General features: G+C 43.5%; 13 protein-coding genes. 8 read left to right on the forward strand and 5 right to left on the reverse strand.

Features of this window, described 5'->3' with window-relative positions; genetic code table 11:
- Positions 1-102: 102 nt before the first annotated feature.
- The 7 genes from G563_RS0123400 to G563_RS0123430 all read left to right on the forward strand — a co-directional run bounded on the left by G563_RS0123400 (position 103) and on the right by G563_RS0123430 (position 13062).
- Complete coding sequence (locus tag G563_RS0123400) at positions 103-2829, forward strand: substrate-binding domain-containing protein (RefSeq protein ID WP_028667466.1); 2727 nt, start codon at positions 103-105, stop codon at positions 2827-2829.
- A gap of 276 nt (positions 2830-3105) precedes the next feature.
- Positions 3106-4431, forward strand: a complete 1326-nt coding sequence (locus G563_RS0123405; RefSeq protein WP_028667467.1) for a sugar porter family MFS transporter — start codon at positions 3106-3108, stop codon at positions 4429-4431.
- Between the two features lie 80 nt (positions 4432-4511).
- Positions 4512-5402, forward strand: coding sequence for a carbohydrate kinase family protein (locus G563_RS0123410; protein WP_028667468.1), 891 nt, complete (start codon positions 4512-4514; stop codon positions 5400-5402).
- Positions 5399-8560 (forward strand): SusC/RagA family TonB-linked outer membrane protein, encoded by a 3162-nt coding sequence (locus G563_RS0123415; protein WP_084650957.1) that lies wholly within the window; start codon positions 5399-5401, stop codon positions 8558-8560. The genes G563_RS0123410 and G563_RS0123415 overlap by 4 nt, the downstream gene beginning before the upstream one ends.
- A 20-nt stretch (positions 8561-8580) precedes the next feature.
- Positions 8581-10287: a RagB/SusD family nutrient uptake outer membrane protein gene (locus tag G563_RS0123420; protein ID WP_028667470.1), complete on the forward strand. Its 1707-nt coding sequence runs from the start codon at positions 8581-8583 to the stop codon at positions 10285-10287.
- 90 nt (positions 10288-10377) lie between these two features.
- A complete protein-coding gene (locus tag G563_RS0123425) occupies positions 10378-11880 on the forward strand; it encodes a glycoside hydrolase family 32 protein (protein ID WP_028667471.1) in 1503 nt (500 codons plus the stop codon).
- Between the two features lie 249 nt (positions 11881-12129).
- Positions 12130-13062, forward strand: coding sequence for a carbohydrate kinase family protein (locus tag G563_RS0123430; RefSeq protein WP_028667472.1), 933 nt, complete (start codon positions 12130-12132; stop codon positions 13060-13062).
- 5 nt (positions 13063-13067) lie between these two features.
- Here the strand turns inward: G563_RS0123430 and G563_RS0123435 are convergent, their stop codons facing one another.
- The 5 genes from G563_RS0123435 to G563_RS0123455 form a co-directional block, all read right to left on the reverse strand.
- Entirely contained in the window at positions 13068-14339 is a 1272-nt protein-coding gene (locus tag G563_RS0123435; RefSeq protein ID WP_063828433.1) for a monooxygenase, read from the reverse strand.
- A gap of 98 nt (positions 14340-14437) precedes the next feature.
- Positions 14438-15130 (reverse strand): hypothetical protein, encoded by a 693-nt coding sequence (locus G563_RS0123440; RefSeq protein WP_157585565.1) that lies wholly within the window; start codon positions 15128-15130, stop codon positions 14438-14440.
- Positions 15131-15149: 19 nt separating this feature from the next.
- Complete coding sequence (locus G563_RS0123445) at positions 15150-16874, reverse strand: SusD/RagB family nutrient-binding outer membrane lipoprotein (RefSeq protein WP_028667475.1); 1725 nt, start codon at positions 16872-16874, stop codon at positions 15150-15152.
- A gap of 20 nt (positions 16875-16894) precedes the next feature.
- A complete protein-coding gene (locus G563_RS0123450) occupies positions 16895-20242 on the reverse strand; it encodes a SusC/RagA family TonB-linked outer membrane protein (protein WP_028667476.1) in 3348 nt (1115 codons plus the stop codon).
- 618 nt (positions 20243-20860) lie between these two features.
- The gene (locus G563_RS0123455; RefSeq protein WP_028667477.1) at positions 20861-21634 is read right to left on the reverse strand and encodes a patatin-like phospholipase family protein; all 774 of its coding nucleotides are present in this window, start codon (positions 21632-21634) and stop codon (positions 20861-20863) included.
- A gap of 213 nt (positions 21635-21847) precedes the next feature.
- Between G563_RS0123455 and nspC the strand changes: the two genes are divergently transcribed.
- Positions 21848-23005, forward strand: coding sequence for a carboxynorspermidine decarboxylase (gene nspC / locus G563_RS0123460; protein WP_028667478.1), 1158 nt, complete (start codon positions 21848-21850; stop codon positions 23003-23005).
- Positions 23006-23027: the final 22 nt, after the last annotated feature.

Raw genomic sequence — 23027 nt, forward strand, 5'->3', positions numbered from 1 at the left:
CACAGGGGTTGGACTTTTTTTTATTTTACTTGACTTTTTTTGGTATGAAATCCCTTCGACAAAAGTATCTTTTGTGTACTTTCGACCCGAAGAGAAACTCCAATGCGACTACGATTACTATTTATTATCTTGATATGGGTGGGTGGGGGATGTCAGTCTCCCAGCGAAAGGAAGATGTACACCATTGGGTTTTCGCAATGCACGGGCGGCGATGAGTGGCGGCGGGCAATGCTCAACGACATGAATAGGGAACTTGCGCTTTATCCCCATTTTAAATTGCTGTATAAAGATGCCGCCAATAGCACTACCACCCAATTGACCCAAATTAGGGAATTGGTGGCTCAAGGTATCGATTTACTTATTATTTCTCCCAATGAGACTTCTCCCGTTTTGACGGAAGCTATTGATGCCGTTTTTCAAAGTGGTATTCCCGTGATTTTGCTCGACCGCAAAATCACGTCAGATTCTTATAATTCATTCATTGGAGCCGACAACTTGGAGATTGGACGAATGGTCGGTGAAGCGATTCCCAATCTGCTTAAAAACAAAGGTAAAGTGGTAGAAGTCTGGGGGCTTCGAAGTTCTTCGCCTGCCCAAGAGCGTCATAAAGGGTTGGTAGAAGAGATTGCAAAAAGCAAGAGCGTTGCGTTAATTGGTGAACTTGACGGCGAGTGGGAGCAAGATACCGCTCGAAAAGCCGCTCAGGCTCAGCTTGATTTGCTACGGCAGGCTGATTTGGTTTTTGCTCATAATGATGTCATGGCGCTGAGTGTACAGCGTGTCTGCACCGAAGCAGGTATCCGTCCTCTCCCTCTATTTGTCGGAATAGACGGCCTCCCAGGCCCCAAAAGTGGTCTTCAAGGATTGATGGAAGGAAAACTAACGGCCACTTTTTTGTATCCTACGGGCGGCGAAGAGGCGATTGAAGTAGCAGCTCAGATTTTGGCGGGGAAAGCCACCAAACGAGAGTATATCCTCAGTTCCATTCGGATTGACCACAGCAACATTAAGGCCATCAAAGCCCAAAGCGATAAGTTATTGCATCAACAGCAAGATATTGAAAAATTGAACCAAAAAATCGGGCAATTGAATGACACTTACGCCACCCAAAAAAACGCTTTGTATGTGATTATTACGTGTTTGATATTGGCGGTTTTATTGGGGATTTGGGCGTTGTATTTGGTAAGGGCAAAACAATTGTCCAACAAAAAACTAGAGTTGCAAAACCAACAAATCAACGAACAAAAAAATAAAATAGAGGAAGTATCTAACAAAGCACGGCAGGCTACGGAAGAAAAACTGCGCTTTTATTCTTACATTTCTCATGAGTTTCGGACTCCCCTGAGTTTGATTCTGACGCCCGTCGAAGACCTCCTCAATCAGAAAGCGATTTCGCAAAAAGACCTCAAAACGGGTTTGTTGTATATCCAAAAAAATGCTCATCGGCTGCTAAGGCTAGTGGACCAAATGCTCGATCTTCGCAAAACCGACGCGGGCAAACAACTCCTTCAGGCTTCTGAGCAAGACATTGTATTGTTTTTACGAGAAATCGTAGCTGATTTTCAACAAAAAGCTCAGAAATCTAAAATTGACTTGCAATTTATCACTTCCAGTGCCCGCGTGGCTTTGTGGTTTGAGCCCGAAAAACTCGATAAGGTGCTGTTCAATTTGCTTTCGAATGCTTTCAAATACACGCCTAGAGGAGGATATATCCACGTGGCATTGCAAGAATCGCCCGACAAGGTGCAGATTATAGTCAAAGACAACGGAGAAGGAATGTCGGAAACAGAGAAGGAAAGGGCATTCGATTTGTATTTTAGTGGGCAAAAAAAATACAGCTTGGGTACCGGCTTAGGGCTAGCACTATCGCGGGAGTTTGTACACTTACACCACGGTGATATAGAAGTGGCCTCGTCCAAAAATGGAGGTACAACTTTCACTATTACCTTGCCCAAGGGAGATGCACACTTGATGGTTGATGAAAAAACGTCTCTTGAACCGACCGAACGTATCACTCCTATTTTCTTTGATGAAACAGATAATCCTCCGATGATGCAGTCGGCGGGAGAGGTGGCTAATGAAAACACCACTATTTTGCTCATTGAAGACAACACAGACTTGAGCTATTATATAGTAAATAAACTCAATAAAATGGCGTCGATTTCGGCCTATACCAATGCAGAAGAAGGCTGGGAAGGGATTTTAGGGACGATTCCTGACTTGATTATATGCGATGTAATGCTGCCCGGAATGGACGGTTTTGAACTCACTCATCGTGTCAAAGAAGATTTCCGAACTTCGCATATTCCCGTATTGTTGTTGACGGCCAAAAGCCAAATAGATGCCCAAATAGAAGGTTCAAAAGCCGGAGCAGATGTGTACCTGACCAAGCCTTTCAATACGGTTCATCTTAGCGAAACCATCAAAACAATGCTCAACAATCGGGCTAAGATTCAACGTAGGTTTGGGTCAGAACATGTTTTCATGAGCGATAATAAATCCGAAAAACGCTTCCTAAACGAGCTGACGGCGCGCATTGAATCGCACATTGCGGATGCGGCCTTTGGCGTTGAAAAATTGAGCACCGAAATGGGGATGTCGCGGGTACAACTTTACCGAAAAGTACAGGCATTATTACAAATGAATGTCAATGACTATATCACCGAAATAAGAATCAATAAAGCCAAAACGCTGCTGCGCGAAACCAATAAAAGTATCGCAGAAATTGCTTACGAAACTGGCTTCAACTCGCCTGCCTATTTCACTACTCTCTTCCGCCAAAAACAAAATCAAACCCCCTCTGAATACCGAAAAGGAAACGGGCTTTGACTTAAATGAAATGGAAACATTAGCTGCTATTGCGCATGCTCATCATTGGGCTAGAAGCATGTACGATTTCTGAAAATGGATGTAACATTTTCTAAATATTTCTTTCTAGGTTTTGTTTTAAATGGTTGTGAATCAGTATTTTATGTATTTTTTTGAATTTGTAAATATTTGAAAGAAAACCAAAATTCAATCTCCTAATACCCTTCTACTTTTGACTCATTCAATCGCAGGCTTGACCGTTGCGATATAGAAATCAAACGCTAAATATTTTATCGAATGAGTCGTCAAAACAGTATCTTTTTTTGGTCTATCACGGCCGCTTTAGGTGGGTTTCTGTTCGGGTTTGATACCGCCGTCATTTCGGGAGTAGAACAAACCCTCCAGCAACTTTGGTCGCTTACTCCTTTTCAGCATGGTCTTACGGTATCTATTGCGCTGATAGGAACCGTCATAGGCTCCTTCTTTGGGGGAATTCCCGCCGACCGTCTTGGCCGTAAAAAGACCTTGTTTTGGATTGCAGTTTCTTATCTGCTTTCTGCTTTGGGTACGGCTTTGGCGCATGAGTGGAGTTTGTTTTTGGTGTTTCGATTTTTGGGAGGCTTGGGGGTAGGTGCCTCTTCGGTCGCGGCTCCTATGTATATTACCGAAATCTCGCCTGCGCATTCGAGAGGCAAGATGGTGGCTCTTTTCCAGTTCAATGTGGTATTTGGAATTTTGATTGCCTATGTATCCAATTATTTTCTAAAAGATATACCTCAAGAGGCGTGGCGTTGGATGTTGGGGGTACAGGCACTGCCGGCCTTGCTGTTTGTGATTACGGTTCTCAATATCCCCGAAAGTCCTCGTTGGTTGGTACTGAAAAAGGGCAATACTCAGGAGGCTTTGTCTATTCTTCAAATCATTGACCCCGCCACTGCCGAGCAAACTTTGGTGCGTATTTCGGAGGCTCAAAATGATACGGTAGGCCGTACACCCAATTTGTTTTCGGGAAAATACAAAACCCCCGTTGTGTTGGCAGTACTGTTTGCGCTTTTCAATCAACTATCGGGTATCAATGCTATCATTTATTATGCGCCACGTATTTTTGAAATGACAGGCTTGGGCAAAGATTCGGCATTGTTGTCATCGGCTGGGATTGGGCTTACAAACTTGATTTTTACGCTCTTAGCACTCAACGTAATCGACCGTTTTGGGCGCCGGAAGTTGATGTTGATTGGCTCTGTGGGGTTGATTATAACGTTGGGCTTGGTAGCGCGGGCCTTTTATGTCGAGGATTTTGGTATCACCGTGCCCGTGTTGTTGTTTGTTTACATTGCTTTTTTTGCCTTCTCTCAGGGAGCGGTGATTTGGGTGTTTATTTCGGAGATTTTTCCCAACGAAGTACGAGCCAATGGGCAAGCCTTGGGAAGTTTTACGCACTGGATTATGGCCGCAATCGTGGCTTTTAGCTTTCCTTCTATCGCTAGTTATTTGGGGGGAGGTCATACATTTTTATTCTTCGCTGGTATGATGCTTCTTCAGTTGGTTTTTGTGTGGAAAATCATGCCCGAAACCAAGGGTTCTACACTCGAAAAAATCCAGCCCACCGTTTTTGCTCATTAAGCATTGCGTCGCACGTGTATTTATACTTTTCTTGATAATTATCTCTGATTTACAATAAGTTATAAAACAGACTTGCTGATATGGAAACCAATATTGTTTGTTTTGGAGAAATGCTTTGGGATGTATTGCCTACCGGCAAACAGCCTGGTGGTGCTCCCATGAATGTAGCCGTTCACCTCAAAAATTTAGGTCACAATCCTACGATGGTTAGCCGCATTGGGCGTGATGATTTGGGAGAGGAATTACTTGATTTTGTGACACAAAAAGGCTTATCGACTCACTTGATTCAACAAGGCGAAACCCACCTCACGGGCGTCGTAAAGGCCAATGTAAGCGACAAAAACGAGGTCACCTACAAAATCGTCCATCCAGTAGCGTGGGATTATATCCAATCCAATGAAGCCCTCGAAGCAGCGGTGGCTCACTCGGATGTGCTGGTATACGGAAGTTTGGCTGCTCGTAGTGCGACAAGCGCCGAAACTCTCTTTCGCTTGCTAAAAAAAGCCTCTTTCAAAGTATTTGATGTCAATCTGCGCGCTCCTTATTATGATTCCGAACTCATTAAAGCGTTGTTGATAGAAGCCAACATGGTCAAAATGAACCTCCAAGAACTGGATGTTATAGCTAGTTGGTATGGACTCGGAGGCGACGAGGAGCTGGCCGTGGTACGCCTGGCCGAGCTTTTTGATATACAAACCATCTGCATCACCAAAGGTGAAAATGGTGCCATGCTCTGGACAAAAGGGCAATTTTATCAAAGCGCAGGATTTCAGGTAGAGGTAAAAGACACTATTGGAAGTGGTGACTCTTTTTTGGCAGCTCTACTCACTTGTCTCTTGCAAGGAAAAAAACCTACGGAGAGTCTTCAATTCGCTTGCGCTATGGGGTCGTTGGTAGCTACTTATCGCGGCGCAACTCCCTTTGTGACAGTTTCCGAAATTCAATCTTTTTTAACCCCCCATCTTATATGAACACTAAAAATCTCTACCTTATGAAGTATTATCTTCTGGGCCTAGCAGTTTGGCTGCTGTCGTTGCAAGTTGTCGTAGCGCAGAGGGTCGTCACGGGTACGGTGACGGGCGACGACAACAACGAACCCCTCGTAGGAGCAAGTATCCTGATTGCGGGTACTACTATCGGAACCACCGCCAACGGAGACGGGAAGTTTTCGCTTTCGGTTCCCGACAATGCTACCACCTTGAAAGTGTCATTTATTGGTTATACTACCAAGGAAGTAGTCATTACTTCTACCAACAATGTCACAGTTAGTCTTGCGCCTGGTGGGGCTTTGGGCGAAGTAGTAGTGGTAGGGTATACCACTCAAAGAAAAGAAGATTTGACGGGGTCGGTGGCTGTAGTGGAACTAAAGCCTATCAAAAACAATAGCTCCGGCAATCCTATGCAGGCATTGCAAGGGCGTGTGCCAGGGCTGTATATCGAAAGAGATGGCTCGCCCAATGGCTCCAATAACCGTATTTTGATTCGGGGCGCTAATACCTTAGGCAACAATGACCCTCTGTATGTGATTGACGGAATTCCGACGGTGCGTCCAGAGGTTTTTCAAAATATGAATCCGGCCAATATCGAATCCATTCAGGTATTAAAAGATGCGTCGGCAGAGTCGATTTATGGCGCGCGTGCTTCAAACGGGGTCATTATTGTAACTACCAAAAACGGAGGCAATACCAACGGAAAAATAGAATTTCAGTTTAATAGCAGTATTTCGGCTCAGTCCGAAAAAGCCATGCGTTTTAAAATGCTAAATGCCGTAGATAGAGGGAGGGCTTTGTGGCAAGCTTCTGTCAACGATGGACAAGACCCGGCGGCGGGCTATGGTGAAATATATGATTTTGATTGGAATAAAAACTTTGCGAATCCTATCTTAAACAAAGTGACGATAAAGCCTTTTGTGGGAGGCGACCCCAATACCCCTGTGGGAGATACCGATTGGCAGAATGTGATGTACAAAACGGGTATTGTGACTCGCAATGACCTCACGGCATCTTATGGCAACAAAACCTCTTCCTTAGAAATTAATATCGGTCATCTCAAAAATACCGGAATGCTCCGTTTTACCAATTACGACCGTTTGAGTGGTAGTATCAGTGCGATGACGAGGGCATTTAATGACAAAGTAAAATTTGGCATTAATCTACGAATTGCGGACTCTAATGAGACCTTGACAGCTACTGATTTGGGAGGAGCTACTACTACTTCATTGGCTGTGACGTTAGCACCTACGATTCCGGTATATCAAAAAGACGGCGTGACGTATGCGGGGGCTTCGGGGGCGGGTTATTCTGATCGCAACAATCCGCTGCATATGCAAGACATCGCTAAATGGAACAATGCCAGTCGGTTGAGTTCTTTTGGAAATATATTTGTGGAAGTCGAGCTGCTCAAAAATCTATTCTTTAAATCCAACTTGGGAGTCGACGATGCCCGCTTTTTGAACAAAATCATTACACCCACTTTTTCGGAAGGCGCTTTCAATCGTACCACCAACAGCTTGTTTTTTGACCAGAATCACTACTTGAGCACTACTTGGTCCAATACGCTCCGCTATAGCTTAGATTTGGATAGCAAAAATCATTTCAAATTTTTGGTAGGTACCGAGTACATCAAAACTAATTTGGATTTTCAAACGACCAAAAAAGAAGGATTTGCTTTACAAACGGAAGCCTATTTTACGCTCAATGCTGGGACTGGCAACACCACCGTTACAGGCGGCTCTACAGGGCATCGATTGCTATCGCAGTTTGCCCGTGTTGATTATACCTTCAATGACAAATATTTAGCGGCGGTCACGGTTCGTCGCGATGGCTCTTCACGGTTTGGAGCCGACAATCGCTATGGAATCTTTCCAGCCGCCTCTTTTGGGTGGAGAATCGACCAAGAAGAATTTATGAAAAACAATACGTTGTTTTCGGAGTTGAAAGCCAGAATCGGCGTAGGGCGTGTGGGCAATCAGCAAATTGGTGATTTGGCTCGTTTTGGCTTGTTTGATACGCGTTATGGTACTACTCAAGCGCAGCTTGTAGGAGGTTTTTGGGAACAATACATGAATATCGGCACGGCCTACTCTTTGTCGGGGGCTAATTCTGGCACTTTACCTTCGGGATTTGTGCAGACGCAAGCCGCCAATTCAGCTCTAAAATGGGAAACTACCGACGAAATCAACGTAGGTACAGACTTTGCGATTCTGAACAACAAAATCTTTGGTTCTTTTGATTATTTTACTCGTCGTACTACTGGTATTTTGATTACGCCTCCTGTAGCTTCGGCTTTGGGCGAGGGGCAATCCAAAGCGGTAAATGGCGCTTCAAAGTCTAACAAGGGATGGGAGTTTGTGTTGGGCTATCGGGGAGCTGGATTTGGAGATTTGAAATACAACATTGTAACCAATTTTACTCATTTTAGGGACAAAATCACGGAACTTCCCGAAAACGTACGCCCTGCCTATCCCGGAAACCTCGTGAATACCATTATTGGACATTCGCAGTTTGATATTTTTGGCTACAAAACCAATGGCCTCTTCCAATCGCAATCAGAAGTAGATGCAGCTCCAGCGCAGGTGGGGGCAGCGCCCGGTAGAATTCGCTACGTAGATATTAACAATGATAACAGAATTGATGACCTAGACCGTACATGGATAGGAACTACGCTACCTGCTCTTGAGTACGGTGTCAGAGTAGATATGAGCTACAAAAAGTTCGATTTATCAATATTTGGCTCAGGAGTGGCTGGTAGAGAAGGGTTTGATGTTTATACTTTGTTTAATAATCTTATGAAAGGACGGGAGAATGTAGGGCCGGGAGTATTTGATGCCTGGACTCTCCAAAACACCGATACCAGAGTTCCGGCTTTGACCCTTAAAGACAACAACAACGAAGGGCGCACATCAGATTATTTTATTGTCAACACTTCTTATTTCAAAATGCGCAACATCCAACTTGGCTACAACATCAACCCTAAAGGGGTATTTAGCCGCCTTCGGGTATTTGGGATGGCCGAAAATCTATTTTGGTTCAAAAGTAAAAGTTACTTAAGCCCTGACCCTGAGCGTATTGATCTTGGGCCAGTACCGATCCCCAAAACTTTTACCTTCGGTGTAAATGCGTCGTTTTAATGCATCAAAATTTTCTAAACATGAAAAAGAACATATTATCTACTATATTTATTTCGGGGGTTTTGGCTTTTAGTTCGTGCGAAAATGCCCTCGACTATACTCCAACGGGTGTGCTATCGTCTTCGGATCTTACCTCTCCTACGGCAATTGACGGTCTGGTGACGGCGGCTTATGCTGCTATCGGCAATGGCGATATGATAGGCCCTATCTACAGCATGTGGGCGTATGGGAGTGTACGCTCCGACGATAGCTACAAAGGCGGAGGGGGTACTGGAGACGTAGGGGAAGTAGATGCCCTTGAGCATTATAATTTGGTAACTCCTACCATGGGCTCTTTTGTGACACGTACTTGGCAAAATCTCTTTAAGTCTATTTCTCGTTGTAATGTAGCTTTGCGCGCGGTCAATACGCTCAATGAAACTACTTTTCCTAATAAAAAAATACGCTTGGCCGAGTTAAGATTTTTGAGAGCACATAGCTATTTTACTATGAAATTGCTTTACAAAAATATTCCCATTTTTGATGAAACTGCCACAGAAGCAGATATTTTGAAAACCTCAAACAATCTCTCCAATGAGGAATCGTGGAATAAAATTGCCGCCGATTTTCAGTTTGCCATTGACAATCTGCCCACGAGCCAAACCGAAATCGGAAGAGCTAATAAATGGGCAGCGCAGGCGTATTTGGCAAAAGTAAGGCTATACCAAGCTTATGAGCAAGACAATCAGCACAAAGTAATCAATATCAACAAAGGAAGATTGCAAGAAGTAATAACCCTTACCCAAGCCGTGATTGCATCGGGCAAGTATAGTTTGAGCAAAGATATTGCGGATAACTTTCTGCCCGAAACCGAAAATGGCCCCGAATCGATTTTTGCCATTCAGTTTACTATCAATGACGGTACTACTGCTGGGCGAATGAGCTACGAAGATGGCCTCAATTACCCTCACGGTGCCCCTCAATATGGATGTTGTGGGTTTCATGCAGGGAGTCAAAATCTCGTCAATGCCCATACTACCAATGAAAATGGCTTGCCCAATTTTGATACATTTAATGACAAACCTGCTGATCTGACTACCCAAACCGTAGATGCACGCCTTGACCATACCGTCGGGATTGATGGGCATGTTTATAAATACGACAACACAAGATTGTTTAGTAATAGCTGGGTACGCGACCCCGGAGTCTACGGGAATTTCCATACGATGCGCTTTCAGCAATTGGCTACGAGTGGGTCGTATTTCAAGCTTGGGCCTTTTATGGGAACCGCCAAAAACTACGATATACTTCGTTATGATGATGTTTTGTTGATGCAAGCGGAAGCTTATATTCAGCTTGGGCAGCCTGCCAATGCTCTTCCGCTTATCAATCAAATTCGAGAAAGGGCTGCCGCGAGTACAGGGCGTCTCAAAAAACTCGACGGCACTTTTGCTTCCAAGTACAATGTAAAGCCTTATCCGGCTACGGGTTGGACGCAAGAATTTGCATTCAAAGCGCTTCAGTGGGAGCGGCGTTTGGAGTTTGCTACTGAAGGGTCGCGTTTCTTTGACTTAGTGCGCTGGGGAATTGCCGAGCAAACCCTCAATGCCTATATTGCCAAAGAAAAAATCAGTCGTACCTTTTTGGCTACAGCTAAGTTTACGGCAGGTCGTGATGAGTACTTGCCTATTCCTCAGGCCGAAATTACGTTTACCAATGGGTTATATAAACAAAATCCAGGTTATTAAGTCAAATTCATAACCAGCTAAAATGAATGGTCGCAGTTAAAATCGATAGCGGCCATTCTTATCTTTATCATATATTGAAGCCAATACATTATGAAAAAAACGTTAATCATAGGCGCATTTGTTCTTAAGTCAATACTTGGAATTGCTCAATCACAGCCTCACGAAGTATATCGTCCCGTTTATCACTATACGCCACCCAAAAACTGGGTAAATGACCCAAACGGCTTGGTGTATCTTGATGGCGAATACCATTTGTTTTATCAATACAATCCTTTTGGCAATAAATGGGGACATATGAGTTGGGGACATGCCGTGAGCCATGACCTCAAAAATTGGCAAACATTACCGCTCGCGTTGCCCGAATTTGATAATCCTGATGGTACCAAAACCATGATTTTTTCGGGTTGTGCCGTCGTTGATAGTCTCAATACCTCTGGTTTTTTTGAGAAAGGTTTTAAGAAAGGAATGGTGGCGATTTTTACGTCGCATATCGAAGGCAAAGCCCAGCACCAAAGCCTTGCTTACAGCGCCGACAAAGGCCGAACTTGGAAGTTTTATGACAAAAATCCCGTGCTAGACTTGGGAATGAAAGATTTTAGAGACCCCAATGTGATTTGGTATCCCGACAAAAAAGCGTGGATTATGACCGTTGTGAAGCCGCTTGAGCATACCGCACAGTTTTATGAATCTAAAGATTTGAAAAAATGGGCATTGCTGAGTGAGTTTGGCAAACAAGGAGATATGACCAAAATATGGGAGTGTCCATCGCTTACCAAAGTACCAGTAGAAGGTAGCAAAGAATCAAAATGGGTTTTGATGATTTCGAGCGGGCATCGACAAAAAAACTATTTAGCGATGCAGTATTTTGTAGGAGATTTTGATGGGAAAACGTTTACTCCCCAAAAACAAAAAGACATTCTGTATGTAGATGAAGGCAAGGATTTTTATGCGGCGATTCCATTTTATAACCTGCCTAAGTCGCACAAGCCCATGATGATTGGGTGGGTGAATGATTGGGAATATGCAGGCGATATTCCGACAGGTGATGTCTGGCGTGGGGCATTTTCGGTGGCGCGTGAGATGTCTCTCAAAAAAACATCTGAGGGATTTCGGCTGATTCAACAGCCCGTAAAACAACTAAAAAATAATCAAAAAGAGGTTTTTAGCATCCAAAATAAAACCATAACCGATTCTTACATTTTACCATTTAAAGGCGAAGTGTTTGACTTGACGGTAGAGCTTCAAGTTGTGCAAGCAAAAATCTTGGCTTTGAATGTATTAGAAAGTGGAAGCGAAGCTACCACGCTGCGTTATGATGTGGCTACTCAAGAGCTATCATTGGATCGTACGCGGTCTGGGCAAGTCGATTTTCATCCCCGATTTTCGAGTATTGAGCGCATCAAAGTACCCTTAAAAGATGGTAAGCTTAAATTGAGAATATTAGTCGATAAATCCATCCTTGAAGTCTTTGTACAAGATGGCGAACAAGTCCTTACAGAGTGGGTATTTCCGACCAAGCATGAGGGCGGCATCAGGTTTACTACGCAAGGAGGGATGGCTCAAATTAAGCACTTGGTGATAGGTGGGTTTTAGGGCACTTATACAAGCTTAGACTTCTCCGAAGTCCTTTGGTGTAAGGGAAAACTCATGCTACAAAGATTAAGCTTCTCCGAAGCTATTCTTTCAAGGTAGCATTCTTATACTGCCTTGGAGAAACACAAGGCTTATAGCTAATAAGGCCGCAAAAAACAATTGACTTTGAGCAAGACTCAATATCTTCCATGAGGGTTTTGCAAACGTGTCAAGTTTAAATATAAATTGCGGAAATCTTTCCTATAACCTATGATACCTAAAAAATACGCCCTCGTCGCGGTGGGAGAACTGCTCGCTGACTTGATTGGAACAGAATTTACGCAAAATCTGTCGGATACCGAAACTTTCAGGAGATTTCAGGGTGGAAGCCCCGCAAACTTGGCTGCTAATATGGCTCGCCTAGGCAATTCTACAGCTCTGGTAGCCTGTGTAGGCAACGATAATTTGGGTGCTTACTTAACCCAAAAAGTGGCCGAAACAGGCGTGGATACTGCCTATATTGCCACCGATGGCGTGGCTCCTACGAGTATAGTGCTGGTATCGCGTACGAAAGGAACGCCCGATTTTATTGCCTATCGTACTGCCGACCGTATGATTCATCCTGTTCACATTACTGATGAGTTGCTGACAAATGCTTCTTTCTTTCATACGACTTGTTTTGCGTTGAGTCAGGCACCTGCGCAAGATACCATAGTGGAGGCAGCACAAAGGGCCCAAGCCGCCGGATGTATTGTGAGCTTAGATGCAAACTATGCTCCTCAAATATGGCCCGACCGCTCCCAAGCGCAAAAAGTGATTGCCGATTATTGTAAAAATGGGGCTTTTGTCAAATTGAGTGAAGATGATGCGGAGCGTATTTTTGGTGAACCACGTTCCAATTCCGAGATTATCAGTGCTTTTCATGGAATGGGTGCCCAGTTGGTCTGCCTGACTTTGGGAGGAAAAGGAAGCATTGTTTCTTCTAATTTTGGAAAAGAATACGTCGAAATCGCCGGCCGCCCTATCGAAGTCAGAGATGCTACGGGGGCAGGAGATTCATATTGGGCGGGATTCTTGACGGCTTGGCTTGATGGCAAATCGCCCGCCGAATGTGCCCAAGCAGGAGCCAATATTGCGGCACTCAAAATAAGCACGGTAGGGCCACTTCCTCCTAAGGTCGAAAGAGCTATTTTATATCAGTAGGAGACTTATTGCTTGAGAGTTTCGTCGCCGGGCTGGTATTTGACATAGTAAAGTACCATCTCCATCATCTCTGATGTAGAGCTCCATCCGTACGATATATCGCGGGTAGGTTTGAAGGGATTGAGAGGATTGGCTTCCGTATTATCATATTCGGCTTCGGCGATGATGACCGACCCTTTCGGAATAGGAAGTAAAGTAGAAAACTGATAGGTCATTTGCCAATTAAAATCCCAATTATCAATTTTTATCAAAGGCACCAAATCTCCATCAGGGGTAATGGCAAATGCCTTAAATGACTTGCCCAGCCAATGCATATGAGGCAGTACCGAAATCGCCGAAATATCTTCTTGAATCGGGCCTTTGCTCATGTAAAATTTGGGTTGGGCATTGGCCTGAATATAAAAAGGAGGATTGGTAATGTCTTCTTCATAAAAAATCATAGACTGAATCTCGCGTTTGACGGGCGCTTTGGCAAAATAAAGATTGACCGTCGATTGGTCGGTTTGTATTTTTGAAGAAGGAGAATAGTGAATATTGAGCACTAAGTTGGCGCGAGCTGGTATCTTTTTGGCAACTCCCGTCGGAAACTGTATGCGGTCATTGCCAGGCACCCATCCATATAAAAATTGGTCAGCCATCGGTATTTTCTGAAATTCTACCAGCCGAGGGTCAGAAGCTTCCATTCCTTCTAAGCCGCTCATACGCCCGCTTGTATCTATCATCACTCTACTATGATGAACTACTTTGCGATTGCCCGGTACAAACTCAATCGCCTCTACCATAACGTCTTTAGTGAGATGAGTCGGAATGTGAAAATACCTAAACTCTTCGATGCCTGTATTAGGAATCGTAAAAGCATTGGCCATTTTTAGGGTTAAGTCTGGCGTTCGGGAAGAGAGAGAAAGAGGGGTGTTTGGTAATGAAGGAGAAGCGTTTTTTTTCTTTTTCCCTTCCACACTTCCCTTATTTACCCATTGTTGGATAAGGCCAATCTGGATAGAATCCAATCCCCGTTGATTAGCGTAATGTTGAAAAGCTTTATCGGCAGGAAAAGGAGGCATGTATTTGATTTGAGTCACTTTGGCTACAAACTCAGAGCGTTTGGCTACGTCTTCGTAGGAAAGTAAACTAAAAGGGCCAATACCCCCCGGACGATGGCACATCACGCAGTTTTTGGCTATAATAGGCTGTATATGTTCGGTATAGGTGATTTTTTGTTGGGTAAACCCCAAAAACGCTATGCCAAATGTCAACCAAAATACAATGAAGAATTTCATGCCCAAAGGAGATTTAATAAAACAAAACTACAGATTCTATCTTTAACAAAACAGGGCGAGCTTTCGCCCACCCTGTTTTGTTAAAGATAGAATACGATTTAGTTGACACGTAAGGCCATAGAGCAGTTGGCACCTTGTACTTCGGTACATACCGAAGGGCTCCAGCTACGATACACAAGACCTTTGTCGCTGGTCAATCTCCAAGTAAATGTAAACAAGTCTCCCGCCAATGCTTTTCCGTTGGTAGCTGTACGTCCTGCCAAGAAAGGAGCAGTAGCTGTACGTTTAGAAGCAGCACCAAAAACTTGGGTATCCGTTTTTCCGTCATATTTGAAAGTAGCGGCCTTATACAAATCGTAGATTTGAGTATAAGGAATACTAAACTTCACATCAGTACGAAGGGCAGGCCCATTGAGCGTAGTCAACAATTTGAGGCCGTGGTTGGCGGTAGTTGTCGAACCGTCGGCTGCTAAATATGCTTCGGTAAAAGTGACATAAATATCAATTTTAGTGATATTTACTGTTTTGTCAATAGAATTCCAGCGGATTTGGGCATCTACTGGTGCTGTAGCCCACGCCGTCATAGTACGTGACAAAGCATCGGCTCCTCTATTGAGGGTAGCACTTGCCGCAAATGGCGTTTTCTGAGGTTGTCCATTTACAATAAACGTTCCAAAAGCGTTAGCATTTCCTTCTGGAGTGAGGTTGGGATCTAATTCGGGCTTCTCGCAGGCAAACATTACCACGAGAGCTGTTGATAAAAAAGAAGCTAGTATCTTCGTCGTTTTCATATTTCTCTCAGGTTTTAAATTATTGGAACTTAAACTTCAACACATCCCAGAAAACAGCAGCTTCTGGTGTATCAAACGCCACTGGGCTTTTAGGTGCGCTTTTGTTGAGGTCGGTTTCTTGCTGAGGTTGAGGCAAACGCAATGGGAACTGACGGAAACGAGCGATAGGCTTTTGGATATCGTTAGGATAGCCTGTGCGACGGAATGCTGTATACATCTCATGACCATTCCCGAAGTTGCTAAACCATGCTTGTTTCAAAGCGATGTTTAGCTTTTGGGCGTCGTTTGGCGCATCATCATAGCGTTTCAAGTAGAGGTTGACATATTTGTCAATGGCAGCAGTAGTGGGCGCAATTGCCGCTGCGTCTGCTGCGGAGCCTACTGATACTACTTTAGCTATTTGCTCACGCATGGCAGATTCAAAAAGCTTACGTGCATCGCCAGTAGAGATCCCTGACAAAATAGCTTCAATCTGGTAGTATTTGGTCATCCAGCTTGTGATAAGAGGTGTGATACCATCCCCTGCCCGTGAAGCAGCGGTGTTACCAGTAGTAGCAGCGGTAAGTGTACCAGCGGCATTGTATGTCAAAGCATCATAAGCACCAGCCGCAGGATAAGCACCAGGAGACGTACGGAAGTTTACATCTTGCGGAACCCCCGAGATGTCGCCACGGTCGCGGCCAAAGATACCCGCCAAAAACAAACGGTCATTGTTTGTGAAAGGCTTGCCTTTGTCGGTATAAAGCGCTTTGATGATATCTTGGTTCAACACAAAATAAGCATACGTACATCCTGAAGCTTGTGAACATGGAATGGTATTGGCTTGTCCTTGGTCATTTGGATTCAAGATAGCAGTAGTCTGACGCTTGAAGTAAAATGGAAAACGTGGGTCATCATCCAACAACATTTCGTACATATACTGGTGTAAGAAGTAAGTGAATGAACTTGGATTGGACACGTATCCACCTTGGAACCAAGGGTGACGACCTTCTGGGTTGGCTAGGCGGTTGTAGCGGAATTGGAAATCTTGTGCGGCAGTTTGGATGTAATTACCACTTGTCAAGATAGCGTTGATTGCGGCGGCATTGTTGCGTACCAAACGAGTATTAATCAACAATCTCAATTTGACAGTATTAGCTAGACGAGTCCAAGAAGCAATATTTCCACCATAGTACAAGTCACCACTTACAGTAGCTTGGCCTGTTTTGGCGAAGTTGGCAATTGCTGCGTCACAGAGTTTGATGAGGTCTTCATAAATATCCTTTCCAGCATCAAATTTAGGGTTAATGTTAGCAGCTTCGTAGTTTCCAGCAAATGCTTCTGAGTAAGGAGCATCCCCAAACAAATCGACAAACAGACCGAAGTGATAAGCCTTCATTACTTGAGCTATTCCAAGATAATATTGAGCAGAGGTATTAGCTTCGGCAGCTTTGATGATTTCTTCTAGGTCTTTGGCTCCATTGGAATAAAAATCATTCCAGCCTCCATTGTAGGAGTTGTTGCTCAAATTATAAGAATCAGAACTTGACATAACACCCATAAAACCGTGGGCGTCGTTGTTAAAGTTGTTGAAAAATCCTAGAGTACTAAGCTGTGAAGAAGTCAACAACAAGGCAAAGTCAGCTTTGGAGGGGTTGTTAGGGTCTGTATTGATGTTAAGATCAAACATGTTACAGCTACCTACTACCATCATTACCCCTAAGGCCAAGGCGGTACGTTGGATATATTTTAAAATTCTTTTCATGTGCATTCTCATTGGTTAGATTAAAACGTGAGATTCAAGTTTACCCCAAAACGACGTGTTGAAGGTTGAGCACCTAAGTCAAACCCTTGGATATTTGAATCAGGGAATGAGCCAAGTACTTCAGGGTCAAACCCTAAACCTTTGAGCAAGTTGGGTGAACGGAACCAGAGGTTACGACCTGATGCAGATACGCGGGCGCTTCCAAATGGAGTCTTGGTCAACCATTTTTTAGGAATAGTATATCCCAATGAAATCTCGCGAACACGAATAGTGGTAATGTCATAGACGTTTACTTCATCTTGACCATACGCTCCAAATCCGCGAGAGAAGTGCCAGTCAAAAGCCGTAATACCCGTAGTGTTGACCAACGGCTTGCCGTCATCTCCCAATACAGGTGTACCATAAGTTTGGCCAGTGGCAGGATCAGTAGTAAACTTGGTATTGTCACCATATACGCCAGGTACTACGCGCAGAGCCTCACGATCTTCTTGGAATTTGAGCATCCCACGCAACAATAAAGAAGCAGCAGTAGATGACCACATCTGACCTCCATCGCGGTAATCAAGTAAAACACCCAAGTTGATACCTTTCCATGAGAATGTATTGGTCCAACCTAATGTAAAATTAGGGTTAGGATCTCCGATGATTTGTGACGTAGGCAAAGCATAAGGCAAGCCGTCTAGTTCGTTGATTAGCAAGTTGCCGTCTTTGTCACGCGCATTTTGCGTTCCGAAAATCTGACCATAAGGAAAGCCTGTTTTGTGAATAGTACCTAAGGCAGAGGTACCAGTTCCACCTAGGAAGATAGAGCCTTGAGGACCAGCATCTTTTACGAGAGAACGAATACGAGTAAAGGCAAAGCTGCTCGACCACTCAAAACCATTAGCAAGACGTACAGGAACTAAATTTAAGGAGATTTCCCACCCTTTGTTGTTAATCCAGCCTGCGTTTACGATTTGCTCTGTAAAACCAGAAGAAGCGGCTACACGTTGAGCAATAATTTGGTCTTTGGCGTCGGAGTTGAACCAAGTAATGTCGGCAGAGATACGGTTTTTCAAGAAACTTAATTCCAATCCGACCTCTAGCTCACTTTTAAACTCTGGACGAAGAGTGGCATTGTTGGCACGGTCGCTCAAACTAGCACGGTAGAACGTCTGTCCTGCAAAGTTACGATACGCTACGCCAAGTGGATATACCGTTTGGAGGCGGTAAGGATCGGTGTCGCTACCTACTTTGCCATATCCTATGCGTAGTTTACCATTATCAACAAACGAAGGCATTTGGAAAGCATCCGTAAAATTGAAAGACAAAGTAGCCGCAGGGTAGAAATAGCTACGATTGTCGGCAGGCAGGGTAGAAGACCAGTCGTTACGGCCAGTCAACCCTAAGAACACCATGTTTTTGTAACCTATCAACACATCGGCATATACACCATACAGACGACGTAGAGACGTAAAGTCTTCAGTTACGATTTGAGAAGCCGTTGCACTTGCTTTGTCGAGGCCACGAGAAATAATATCAACTGCCGAAATCGTTTGACTACGGTTAAAGCGTTGATTAAGGTTACCACCTGCTAAAGCACGGAAAGAAATATTTTCACCAAACTCACGGTTGAAGCTCATGATAAGGTTGTAGTCTTGCTCCATAAAGCCTACATCTTGGTTACGAATAAAACCAAGTGGCTGAGCAGTACCTCCTTTGGCAGTACTACGGATACGGCGGTCACTATAAGTATTGATACCCCCTTTGAGCAAAATATTGAACCAAGGCGTAACATCATAGGATAACGCTAAATTACCGAAAGCGCGGTTTACTTCACTCGTCCCTTTGTTGTATTTGATACTCCAAAGTGGGTTGTCAAGACCCGAACGGTAAAATAAGTTGGCACCGTTCCGGGGATCTTCAAAAGGATACCCATTCAAATTGTAGTTACGTGGCAAATAATACAAACGTCCGAAGATAGAACCTTCGTTGCTGAATCCGCCATAATCAGTATAATACCCAGCTCCAAGGGGAGGGTTAGCAGTTGTAGTATTTACGTAGTTAACGTTTCCAGAGACAGTGAGACCGTTGGCAAGAGTGGCGTTTCCACCGAAGCTCAAGTTGGTACGGCTTGATTTTTGGCTAGGTACAATACCGTCATTGGTCATACGAGAAATAGTAGCATTGAGGGAAGTCTTGTCGCCAGTCGAGCTGATATTAATACCATTCTCCCATAACTGACCCGTTTGGAAAAATCCACCTACTATATCATGCGCCATTACAGGTTGGGCAATACCGTTGCCATATTGGTCACATAGCTCAGGATACATCGCACACAAGTTTTGGTTGAGGTTGAGCTGATGTTCAGCAAAACCATCTGGGTAGGGTTTGCCAGCATCAGGGCCAAAGCGATAGGTGCTGTAAGTTTTGGTATAACGAGGCTGCCCATCATAATACTGTTGGTTGATTTTGTCAACGTAGTCAGGCATTGGAGGTCCCCAGTTTCCAATAAAAGTACCACTATAGTTCTGATTAGAACCTTGGGTATAAGCATTTTGATATTCGGGTAAAGAGGAGATTTTTTCAGTATTGTAAGACATGTTATAGCTTACTTCTAGGCCTTTACGAGCCTTTTTACTACCGGCTTTGGTAGTAATCAAAATGACCCCATTGACCGCCCGCGAGCCGTACAAGGCTGCTGCTGCTGCACCTTTCAACACGGTCATAGACTCAATGTTGTTGGGATCGATGTCATAAGCACGGTTTGACGCGCCAGTATTATTTGCAAAACTACCTGCTCCACCAGCACTTACAGAGTTATCAAAAGGAATACCATCTACTACAAAAAGAGGCTGAGTGCTACCAGTCAACGAGTTGAAACCACGAATGTTGATTTTAGTGGCTTGACCAGGGGCGCCACCACCTCCCACGATTGTTACCCCAGGAACTTTGGCAGAGAGAGCTCTAAGTGGGTCAGGCTCAGAGCGTTGTTGGAGTGATTCGCCTCCGACGTTGGTGACGGCATAGCCCAAGCCTTTTTTCTCACGTTGAATCCCGATAGCTGTTACGACTACCTCGGTGAGTTGTTTGGTGTCTGAAGCTAATTTTACATCAATCGCCGAGCGATTTCCTACCCCGATTTCTTGGGTAAGCGTACCTACAAAGCTGAAGACAAGAGTAGAGCTATTGGTAGCCATAATTGAGTACTTACCGTCAGCGTCTGTATTGGTACCTTTGGTTGTACCTTTTACAACTACCGACACGCCTGGCAGCGGCGTTCCGTCCTCTGCCGAGGTGATCTTTCCAGTAACCTGACGCTCTTGGGCTTGTAAAGAAATCCATGAAACGCAGGCTAAAAGAAAGCTCAGAAATAGAGATTTCCTCATAAAGGTGATTTAGTTTGTTTAGATTAAGTTATTATTAAAAACCGCGTAAGCGCACACCGAACAAACAACGCTAGTTGTTTGGAAATAAAAGCAATAGAATACCTTCATCGAATTCCTTCAGCAAAGAGGAAGATCGATGTAATAATCAAAAAAAATCTAAGTAAAATGTTATTATTCCGATGTAGTAGGAATAACTAAGAAGAGTAAAGAAGATAAAGTGTATAATTTGGATTCATAAAAAGATTTAGTTAGGTTAAGAAAATGTTTGTTCTCGTAAAGTAAAATAAACTATATCATATTTCCAATAACCAGTAAATTTGATAAAAGTCTATTTTTTCAAAAAAAATAGACTGTAAATAAGTAAGATGCCGAAGAAAATATGGTTAAAAACGGCTTTTTTAAGCAAATTTCTTGGGTATTGTATTTTTTTTGGGCTATTAAATCACTGTAAAATCATAAAAATACTGGAATATTAATATTTGTAAATTTCTTTAAAAAGTACAATAAATTCAGACTTAAAGAGTATTTTTATTTTACTTTTTTGGAGTAGAAGACCCTTGATTGGTCTAAAGAAAAAGGGAGTTTGTCTCTTTTAGCAATAATTTTAGAACGAGCTTTCTAAGAAAGGAGGAGTTTTTCTAGGTACATGAGCTGCTCAGGCGATTTTAATACTTCTCTATATCCAATAGTGAATATCTCTCTGGCCTTTCTGACATCAAAAATATCGAATCTTCCTACCTCTTTGGGCTCAATGACTAAGTGGCATTGCCGGAGACGCTCTTGGGTTTTGTTTCTAGCAGCTAGCATTAGGCTACGTTCTACCACATTGCGAGTTGAAGTGAGCGGCTTGTCTTGTGAAGAGGGGTTGCAATTGGCTCCTATGATGATATCTACTTTTTTATCAAGGAGAGGCTCTATGGGTAAGTTATTTAAGACAGCCCCATCTACAAATAGCTGTGTTTTGTAACGAATAGGCTCAAAAATGCCCGGTAAACAGCTAGAGGCCATCAGAGGATAGATAAGTTCGCCTGAATCAAAATACACAATCTCACCCGCCTCAATATCAGTGGCTGCCACAAATAGCGGGATTTGAAGTTTTTCAAAACTATTGTGAGGCAACAATTCTCTGTAGAGTTCTTCGGCTTTGTGCATTCGCAAAAGCCCTGGCCCATTGAAGGAAGGACGGATATATTTTAGAAAATTAGTTTTTAGTAGAATCCCCAATACGTCGTCGGGAGTGTATCCGTGAGCAATCAACGCGCCCGCAATTGCGCCTGCACTCGTACCTGCAATATAATCAGGACGTATGCCTTTTTCCTGTAATGCTTTGATGACCCCTAAATGCATGATGCCACGGGCTCCGCCGCCCGAAAGTACTAATCCAATTTTCATGGTTTGTTGACTGTTAGTTTTGTCCAAATCTTAATAATAGTATCACGTAGAGCTGTTTCTACAGAATAAAAGTAGGTGAAAATTCTCCTGCCTCATTCATGGATGGCTAAACAGAATTGTATAGTAGTAGGTTTCCTATTATAATACAACATGAATTTAATAAATGTTTCCAATATGATTTTTCTAACTTTGCGGCCTTAATCCATTTATGCTATGTCTATAGATTTTTCTCAGATTCCGTCTCCTTGTTTTGTGCTAGAGGAGAAACTACTTCGTCAAAACCTTACGCTGATTCGGAAAGTGATGGATGAAGCCGGATGTCATATTATTTTGGCATTGAAGGGATTTTCGATGTTTAGTGTGTTTCCGATTGTTAAAGAGTATTTGCCGGGAGCCACCGCTAGTTCGCTCAATGAGATTAAACTTATCAACGATTATCTAGGATACCAATCTCATACCTACATACCTGCCTATCAAGAAGCGGAGTTTGAGGAGGTATTGCAACGCAGTAGCCACGTTACATTCAATTCTTTAGCCCAATGGGAGCGCTTTAAAGGGTATGTTAAACATCATAACCAAACACATCCTCAGAAACAGGTGTCTTGTGGGATTAGAGTAAATCCGCAGTATTCGGAAGTAGAAACAGATATGTATAACCCTTGCGTGCCAGGGTCGCGCTTGGGTGTGACACGGGATCATTTTGGCGCAACGCTTCCCGACGGAATAGAAGGTATTCATTTTCATACTTTATGTGAAAATGGCTCAGATGTATTGGAACGTACCCTAGATGCTTTAGAGAGTCGTTTTGGAGATTTGCTTTACCAAGCCAAATGGCTCAACATGGGAGGAGGGCATTTGATGACTAGAGAAGGATATGATATTCCGAAGTTGATAATGCTCATCAAAAAAATCAAACAAAAGTATGGACTTGAAGTGATTTTGGAGCCTGGTTCGGCGATTGCATGGCGGACAGGCTATCTGACTTCTAGTGTGTTGGATATTGTTGATAGCCAAGGCATACAAGTGGCTATTTTAGATACTTCTTTTGCTGCGCATATGCCTGATACCCTCGAAATGCCCTATAAGCCTCGCATTGTGGGGGCTTATCATGAGCCTCAAGCGGGCAAGCCTACCTATCGCTTAGGTGGAATGACTTGCTTAGCAGGTGACTTCATGGGAGATTATTCTTTCGATGAGCCGTTGGAGATTGGAAGTAAATTGGTTTTTGAAGATATGATTCACTACACTATGGTCAAAACGACCACTTTTAATGGTGTCAATCTGCCTTCGATTGGGATATGGCAAGCCGACAACTCATTTAAATTGGTAAGAACTTATGGCTATGAAAGTTTTAAGGACAGGCTGAGCTAATCCATACCGTAAGGCTTGAGGG

Origin of the sequence: Runella zeae DSM 19591 (assembly GCF_000423565.1) — a bacterium.
GTDB classification, from domain to species: domain Bacteria; phylum Bacteroidota; class Bacteroidia; order Cytophagales; family Spirosomataceae; genus Runella; species Runella zeae.

Coding starts and splice junctions, on each gene's coding strand:
- G563_RS0123445 (WP_028667475.1), bottom strand. CDS start 16,874: ATGAAAAGAATTTTAAAATATATCCAACGTACCGCCTTGGCCTTAGGG.
- nspC (WP_028667478.1), top strand. CDS start 21,848: ATGTCTATAGATTTTTCTCAGATTCCGTCTCCTTGTTTTGTGCTAGAG.
- G563_RS0123435 (WP_063828433.1), bottom strand. CDS start 14,339: ATGAAATTCTTCATTGTATTTTGGTTGACATTTGGCATAGCGTTTTTG.
- G563_RS0123450 (WP_028667476.1), bottom strand. CDS start 20,242: ATGAGGAAATCTCTATTTCTGAGCTTTCTTTTAGCCTGCGTTTCATGG.
- G563_RS0123430 (WP_028667472.1), top strand. CDS start 12,130: ATGATACCTAAAAAATACGCCCTCGTCGCGGTGGGAGAACTGCTCGCT.
- G563_RS0123440 (WP_157585565.1), bottom strand. CDS start 15,130: ATGAAAACGACGAAGATACTAGCTTCTTTTTTATCAACAGCTCTCGTG.
- G563_RS0123425 (WP_028667471.1), top strand. CDS start 10,378: ATGAAAAAAACGTTAATCATAGGCGCATTTGTTCTTAAGTCAATACTT.
- G563_RS0123455 (WP_028667477.1), bottom strand. CDS start 21,634: ATGAAAATTGGATTAGTACTTTCGGGCGGCGGAGCCCGTGGCATCATG.
- G563_RS0123410 (WP_028667468.1), top strand. CDS start 4,512: ATGGAAACCAATATTGTTTGTTTTGGAGAAATGCTTTGGGATGTATTG.
- G563_RS0123420 (WP_028667470.1), top strand. CDS start 8,581: ATGAAAAAGAACATATTATCTACTATATTTATTTCGGGGGTTTTGGCT.
- G563_RS0123405 (WP_028667467.1), top strand. CDS start 3,106: ATGAGTCGTCAAAACAGTATCTTTTTTTGGTCTATCACGGCCGCTTTA.
- G563_RS0123400 (WP_028667466.1), top strand. CDS start 103: ATGCGACTACGATTACTATTTATTATCTTGATATGGGTGGGTGGGGGA.
- G563_RS0123415 (WP_084650957.1), top strand. CDS start 5,399: ATGAACACTAAAAATCTCTACCTTATGAAGTATTATCTTCTGGGCCTA.